8 protein-coding genes and 1 pseudogene are annotated in these 6637 nt (G+C 72.6%); all 9 read right to left on the bottom strand.

Annotation, left to right across the window (positions count from 1 at the left end; translation table 11 throughout):
• Window positions 1-376 (bottom strand): ferredoxin-like domain-containing protein (locus QQK43_RS12470; protein ID WP_502260853.1); only part of this gene is annotated, 376 nt, incomplete at its 3' end.
• Window positions 377-390: 14 nt separating this feature from the next.
• A complete protein-coding gene (gene cobA / locus QQK43_RS12465) occupies window positions 391-1137 on the bottom strand; it encodes a uroporphyrinogen-III C-methyltransferase (RefSeq protein ID WP_284308047.1) in 747 nt (248 codons plus the stop codon).
• A 66-nt stretch (window positions 1138-1203) separates the two neighbouring features.
• Complete coding sequence (locus QQK43_RS12460; protein ID WP_284308046.1) at window positions 1204-1881, bottom strand: energy-coupling factor ABC transporter permease; 678 nt, start codon at window positions 1879-1881, stop codon at window positions 1204-1206.
• 52 nt (window positions 1882-1933) lie between these two features.
• Entirely contained in the window at window positions 1934-2728 is a 795-nt protein-coding gene (locus QQK43_RS12455; protein ID WP_234264811.1) for an ABC transporter ATP-binding protein, read from the bottom strand.
• Window positions 2725-3807, bottom strand: coding sequence for a FecCD family ABC transporter permease (locus QQK43_RS12450; protein ID WP_234264812.1), 1083 nt, complete (start codon window positions 3805-3807; stop codon window positions 2725-2727). Before QQK43_RS12450 ends, QQK43_RS12455 begins: the two co-directional genes overlap by 4 nt.
• The gene (locus tag QQK43_RS12445; protein ID WP_284308045.1) at window positions 3804-4706 is read right to left on the bottom strand and encodes an ABC transporter substrate-binding protein; all 903 of its coding nucleotides are present in this window, start codon (window positions 4704-4706) and stop codon (window positions 3804-3806) included. Before QQK43_RS12445 ends, QQK43_RS12450 begins: the two co-directional genes overlap by 4 nt.
• Window positions 4703-5281, bottom strand: a complete 579-nt coding sequence (locus QQK43_RS12440; RefSeq protein WP_284308044.1) for a bifunctional adenosylcobinamide kinase/adenosylcobinamide-phosphate guanylyltransferase — start codon at window positions 5279-5281, stop codon at window positions 4703-4705. Before QQK43_RS12440 ends, QQK43_RS12445 begins: the two co-directional genes overlap by 4 nt.
• Window positions 5274-6089: a cobalamin-binding protein gene (locus tag QQK43_RS12435; RefSeq protein ID WP_284308042.1), complete on the bottom strand. Its 816-nt coding sequence runs from the start codon at window positions 6087-6089 to the stop codon at window positions 5274-5276. Before QQK43_RS12435 ends, QQK43_RS12440 begins: the two co-directional genes overlap by 8 nt.
• Window positions 6086-6637: pseudogene (locus QQK43_RS12430) on the bottom strand (cobyrinic acid a,c-diamide synthase); the annotation flags it as partial. The pseudogene QQK43_RS12430 and the gene QQK43_RS12435, both read right to left, overlap by 4 nt.

The following is a 6637-nucleotide window of genomic DNA, read 5'->3' as shown; positions in this document are numbered from 1 at the left end:
CCAGGGCCAGGCTGGGGGTGATGTCGCCATCGGTCCAGAGCGGTTGCACCTGCACGTTGCGGCGGGCCTCGCCGGCCGCGCCGGCATCGGCCAGGCCGAGGCGCTGCAGGGCGTCGAGCAGCGGCGCGTGCTGGGCCGGGGCCACCCCACGCAGTTGCAGGTGGGCCCGGTTGGTCAGCTCCAGCACGGGGTGGGCGTAGCGCTCGGCCAGCGCCGCCACCGCACTTGCCTGCGCGCGGCTCAGGCGCCCGGCCGGCGGACGGATCCGGACCACCAGGCCATCGCTGGCCACCATCGGCCGCACCGCCCCCGGGCACCAGCCCTTGACGGTCACCGGGTTTTCGCCGCGCAGCGCGGAAGGGTCGGGCAGGTTCATGCGCATGCGCCCTTTCAGGCGGCCTCGAAATGCGGGCTGAGCTGCACGGTCTCGCCGATGAGCAGCAGGCCGGGTTGCGGCCCATAGGCCGGCGCCTGGGCCACCAGGCGGCTGAGGCGGCAGGCCAGCACGGTCTGTGTCGGGCGGGTGCCGTCGCGCACGATCGCAGCCGGCGTGTCGGGCGACAGGCCGTGTGCGATCAGGCGTTCGGCAATGTGCGGCAGGCGCTGGATGCCCATGTAGAACACACGGGTCTGGCCCGGCCGGGCCAGCGCACGCCAGTCGTGGGTGGCTTCATCGTCAGCCAGGTGCCCGGGCAGGAACACGCAACTGGCCGACAGCTCGCGGTGGGTGAGCGGGATGCCGGCGGCGGCAGCGCAGCCGCTGGCGGCCGTGACCCCGGGCACCACCTCGAAGGCGATGCCCGCGGCCAGCAGGGCCTGCACCTCTTCGCCGCCGCGCCCGAAGACGTAGGGGTCGCCACCCTTGAGCCGCACCACCCGGCGCCCTACCCGCGCGTGTTCGATCAGCAGCGCATGAATGCCGGCCTGCGGCACGCTGTGGTGGCCCAGGGCCTTGCCCACGTACACGCGCTGCGCGGTCGCCGGAATGCAGGCCAGGATCTCGGACGAAATCAGGCGGTCGTGCACGACGACCTCGGCGCGCCGCAGGCGGTCCAGCGCACGCAGGGTCATGAGGTCGGCCGGGCCGGGGCCCGCACCGACGATCGCGACCTGAGCGGTGTGTGGCCGGTCGCTCACGATCCGCGTCTCCCGGCGTCCGGCGCGTGGCGCCGGTTGCTCACCATGACCATGGCCCGGTGGCCCTCAGGCAGCGTTGTGCAGGCGCGGCTCGACCACCAGCGTGCCCTTGAGGCGGTGCAGGGTCTTGGCCACGGCCAGCACGGCCAGGTCGATCAGGGGCTCGGCCAGCACCACGCTCATGTAGGCCACGCCAAAGCTGCCGATGCTGGCGAGGTTGCTCACTTCCAGACCGCCGCCGTACAGCGCCCAAAAGCCCACCCACAGCACGATGCCGCCCTGGTAGGCCACCGACAGCTTGAGGGCCTGGCCGTAGCGCAGGTCCACATAGGCCACGTTGGCGGGGATCACACGGCGCGCCAGCGCGGCGGTGGCGAACAGTGGCACCAGCAGCGTGGTGACGTTCATGCCGTACTGCGGCAGGTCGAAGGGCGCGAAGAACAGGCCTTGCACCAGCAGGCCGCCGGCCAGGCCGATGGCCGCGGGTGCGGCACCGAACAGCAGCAGCAGCGTGGTGCCCAGGATCAGGTGCACCTCGGACACGCCCACCGGGTGGTGCGGCAACACCTCGAAGAAGCAGAACACCAGCGCGATGGTGAACAGCGAACGCAGCAGCAGGGCCGCCACCCCTTCCTTGCGGACCAGGTCCAGCGACAGCTTGGCCGCATAGCCCAGCGACGCTGCCGCCGTGGCATAGCTCAGGACGATCTTGGTGCCGTCGACCAATCCGGGTTCAATGTGCATGACTCCACTCCTCGAAAAAATGCGTTGCGCGCAACGCGGTTTGAAAAACGTTTCAGCCGGGCGCCCCGGTCCGGGGCAGCGCCACCCACTGGCCCTGCAGGGCGTGCACGGCGATGCGGTGGTCGAACACCGCCTCCAGTGCGCGGTGTGTGGCGGGGTCGGCGCAGGGCCCCTGGTGGCGGATGCGGCCTTGCGCCATCACCACCAGGTCGTCGGCATGCAGGGCCATGCCCACCTCGTGCAGCACGCTGACCACGGTCCGGCCTTCGGCCACCAGGGCCTGCACCAGCGCCAGCCAGTCGGCCTGGTGCGGCGGGTCCAGGTTGGCCAGGGGTTCGTCCATCAGCAGCACCTGGGCCTCCACCGCCAGGGCCCGCGCCAGCAGCACACGCTGGCGCTCGCCACCGGACAGTTGCCCGAGCGAACGGGCGCGCCAGTCCCAGGCCTGGGTGGCGCGCAGCGCACGCTCGACCGCCGCGCGGTCGGCGGCGCCGGGAGCGCTCAGCCAGGGCTGGTGCGGCAGGCGGCCAAGCATGGCCACGTCCCACACAGTGAGGTCGTCGCCGCCGTGTTCGCTCTGCCCCAGCCACGACAGGTGCTGCGCACGCTGGCGCTGTGGCCAGTCGGCCAGCGGCCGGCCCAGCAATCCCACGTGGCCCGTGGCCGGCAGCAGCCCCGCCAGGACTTTGAGCAGCGTGGACTTGCCAGCCCCGTTGGGGCCGACGATGCAGGTCCAGCGGCCGCGCGGCAGCGACAGGTCAATGCCGTGCAGGATCGTGGCACCGCCCAGGCGGGCCTCCAGGTCGCGCGCCTCGATCGCGGTGGTGGTGAACGGCAGGGTCGTCACAGACCAGCCCCCCGCATGACGCGCGTGTTGCGCTGCATCAGCCACAGCAGGTACCCGCCCCCCAGCACCGCGGTGAGCACGCCCACCGGCAGTTCCTGCGGCGCGATCAGCCAGCGCGCCAGCGTGTCGGCGGCCATCAGCAAGGCCCCGCCCATGGCGCTGGCCAGCAGCATCAGGTAAGCGCTGGTGGTCTTGACCAGCGAACGCACCAGGTGCGGCGCGGCCAGGCCCACGAAAGCGATCAGGCCGGTCTGGGCCACGGCCGTGCCGGTGGCCAGCGCCAGCACCGCCACCAGCGCGGCACGCATGGGACCGATGGGCAAGCCCAGGCTGCGCGCGGTGGCGTCGCCCAGGCTCAAGCCGTCGAGCACCCGCGCCAGCAAGCCCGCCGCCAGCGCACACAGCGCCCACACGCCGGCCATCAGCGCGCAGGCGGTCCAGCCGACGAAGCTGGTGGAGCCCAGCATGAAGGCCTGCATGGCCTGCAACGATTCGGGCGAAAACAGCAGCACCAGGTGCGTCATGGCGCCCAGCACCACGCCCACCACCACGCCGGCCAGCAGCAGCCGCAGCGTGTGCTGCACGCCGCTGGCCAGCGCCAGCGTGATCAGCACCGCCAGCACGGCACCACCGAAGGCGGCACCGGTCAGGCCCAGGCGCACCCAGGCGCTGCTGGAAAACACGCCGATGGCCATGGCCCCGTTCATCATGCCGGCGCCGCCGAGCATGCCGGCACCGCCCCCCAGCGCCGCCAAGGCCAGCGCCACGCCAAGCGAAGCGCCCGAAGCGCTGCCGAGCAGGAAGGGATCGGCCAGCGGGTTGCGGAACAGCCCCTGCGCGACCGCACCGGCCAGGCCCAGCAGCGCGCCGGCGCACCACGCGCCCAGCGTGCGCGGCAGCCGGATGTCCCACACGATCTGCTGCGCCATGGCGGTGGCACCCGGGTCGCTGACCGGGTCCAGCAGCGGGCCGACCAGGTTTTCAAAACCCGCGCTGCCCACGCACACGCCCAGCAGCGCCAGAGCGGCCGCGAGCAGCAGCAGGGCCCCCAACAGCCAGGATGCGCGGCGGGCGTTCACGGGCGCGCTCCCGGGCGGGCCGGCGCCTTGTCGGCCAGGCAGCGCGCCATCAGGCGCGCGCCTTCGGCCATGCGCGGGCCGGGCCGCACCAGGGTGTCGGATTCGTCGGCGGTGAACACGCACAGCCGCTGCTGGCGCAATGCGCGCAGGGCCTGCCAGCCCGGGCGTTGCAACAGGCCGTCGACGCTGCGCTGGCCGACCATGATGAGGTCCGGATCGGCGCGCACCACGTATTCGGGATTGAGTTTGGGGAACGGCCCGAGCGCGGCCGGCACGATGTTGCGCGCGCCCAGGCGCTGCAGCGTCTCGCCGATGAACGAGCTCTCGCCCGCGGCATAGGGGCCGGGGTTGACCTCGAAATACACCCGCGTGCCGCGCGCGGCCGGCGGCAGCGACTGCGCGGCCGCCATCACGGCGGCGTCGATGGCGCGCCAGATCTTCTGCGCGTCGGGCACGCCCAGCACCTGGCCGACGGTGAGCATCACGCGCTGCACGTCGGCATGGGTCTTGGGCTCCAGCGCCACCACCTTCAGGCCCAGCGCGCGCAGCCGGTCGCCCGCGCGGGACGAGACGGACATCAGCACCAGGTCGGGGCGCAGCGCCACCACGCGCTCGATGTTCGGGTCCAGGCCGCCGCCCACCTGCGGCAGCGCCTGCACGCTGGCCGGCCAGTTGGTGTAGCGGTCCACCCCCACCAGGCGCTGGCACTGGCCCAGTTCGCACACGATTTCGGCCAGCGAAGGCAGCAGGCTGACGATGCGCTGCGGCGGGCGGTCGAACACCACCGTCGCGCCCAGGTCGTCGGTGATCCGGGTCTGCGCCAGCGCCAGGCCGGGCATCCCGCCCAGCAGCGCCACACACAGCGCCCCCAGCCACCACCGTCGCCAGAGTGCGCTCATGCCAGGGCTCCTTTCAGGGTCAGCGGCAAACCGGCCGCCATCAGCGTGACGCCTTCGCACGCGGCCGCCACCTGCTGGTTCAGCCGCCCCAGGGCGTCGACAAAGTGCCGCACCTCGCGGCCCATAGGAATCACGCCCAGGCCGATCTCGTTGCCCACCAGCACCACGGGCCCCGGCACCTCGGCGATGGCGCGGCAGAGGTCGTCGCCGGCCGCGGCCACCGCCGCGTCGGACAGCGCCGCCGCGGTGTCCGCCGGCATCAGCAGATGCGTCAGCCACAGGGTGAGGCAGTCGATCACCACCAGGGTCTGCGCATCGCTGCAGCGGCGCAGGGCGGCGGCCAGCGCGGCGGGTTCTTCCACCGTGCGCAGGCCAGGCACGCGCACGGCGCGGTCTGCCTGGTGGCGCGCGATGCGCTCGCGCATCTCGTCGTCCCAGGCGGTCGCGGTGGCGATCAGCACCGCCGCATGGGCGGGCGAGGCATCCAGCCACTGGCGGGCGCGCATTTCGGCCCGGCGCGACTTGCCGCTGCGCTGGCCGCCCAGAATGAACTCGCTGTGCGGCCCCTCAGCCATGGGCCAGCCTCCAGGCCTGCACGATGTGGTGCAGTTGCGCCACGCCGTCGGTCAGCGCGGCCGGGCCGGGCTGCAGGATGTCGGCCGACTTGATCTCGAACAGCTGGCTGTCCCGGACCGCCGGCACGGCGGCCCAGCCCGGGCGCGCGGCCACGTTTTCGGGCCGGAACTTCTTTCCGCACCACGAGCCGATCACGATGTCGGGCGCGCGCGCCACGATCTGCGCCCCGTCGGCGATGATGCGGTCCTTGCCCAGCGGCTGCACCGCCAGTTCGGGGAACACGTCGTCGCCGCCGGCCATGCCCAGCAGTTCGGACACCCAGCGGATGCCGCTGATGTGCGGCTCGTCCCATTCTTCAAAAAACACGCGCGGGCGCCGCTTGCCGGCGGCCGTCAGCGCGTCGGCCTCGGCGCGAATCGCGGCCAGCCGTTCGCGCATCGCGGCGATGCGCGCCAGGCCCTGATCGGCACAGCCCACCATGGCCGCAACCTGGAATAGCATGTCGAAGATCTGTTCCACGCTGCGCTGGTTGAACACCGTCACCGGCACGCCGGCGCGGATCAGCGCGGCGGCGATGTCGGCCTGCAGGTCGGAAAAGCCGAACACGCAGTCGGGTTGCAGCGCGAGGATCTTGTCGATCTTGGCGTTCAGGAAGGCGCTGACCTTGGGTTTTTCGGCGCGGGCCCGGCGCGGCCGCACCGTGTAGCCGCTGATGCCGACGATGCGCTGCTCCTGCCCCAGCAGGTACAGCCACTCGGTGGTCTCTTCGGTCAGGCAGACGATGCGCTGCGGTCCGGGCAGGGTCATGCGGCCTCCGGCAGGAACAGGCCCGCGCTGGCCACCGGGTGGGAGGCAAACCAGGCGTGGAAATAGCTCGCCCGCACCGGCCCCTGGCCGTACACGGCTTCGGGGCGACCGTAGGCGCTGGCGGCCTCGGTCTGCGCCACCGGTGCCAGCGGCGATTCGGTGAGCGAGTAATGGAAGGTGTGGCCGCGCAGGTCGCCGCGCGGCGTGGCCCAGCGCTGCGGGCCGAGCGCCGCCAGCCGGGGCTGCATGCGCACCTCGCCGGGCAGCAGGCCCCACATGGGTTGGCGTTCACCGCCGGCCAGCGTCAGGCCCTCGAACAGCGGCATCATGCCGCCGCATTCGGCCCAGACCGGGCGCCCGGCCGCCACATGCGCGGCGATGCCGGCGCGGCTGGTGCTGGCGCACGCCAGGGCCGCCGCATGCAGTTCGGGGTAACCACCGGGCAGCCACAGCGCGTCGCACGGCGGCAGCGGCTCGTCGGCCAGCGGTGAAAAGAACACCACGTCGGCACCAAGCGCGCGCAGGGTGTCGAGGTTGGCGGGGTATAT

Source organism: Hydrogenophaga electricum, from assembly GCF_030160815.1.
GTDB classification, from domain to species: domain Bacteria; phylum Pseudomonadota; class Gammaproteobacteria; order Burkholderiales; family Burkholderiaceae_C; genus Hydrogenophaga; species Hydrogenophaga electricum.
The sequence above is the reverse complement of the archived record's forward strand: the minus strand, read 5'-3'. Positions and strand labels throughout refer to the sequence as shown.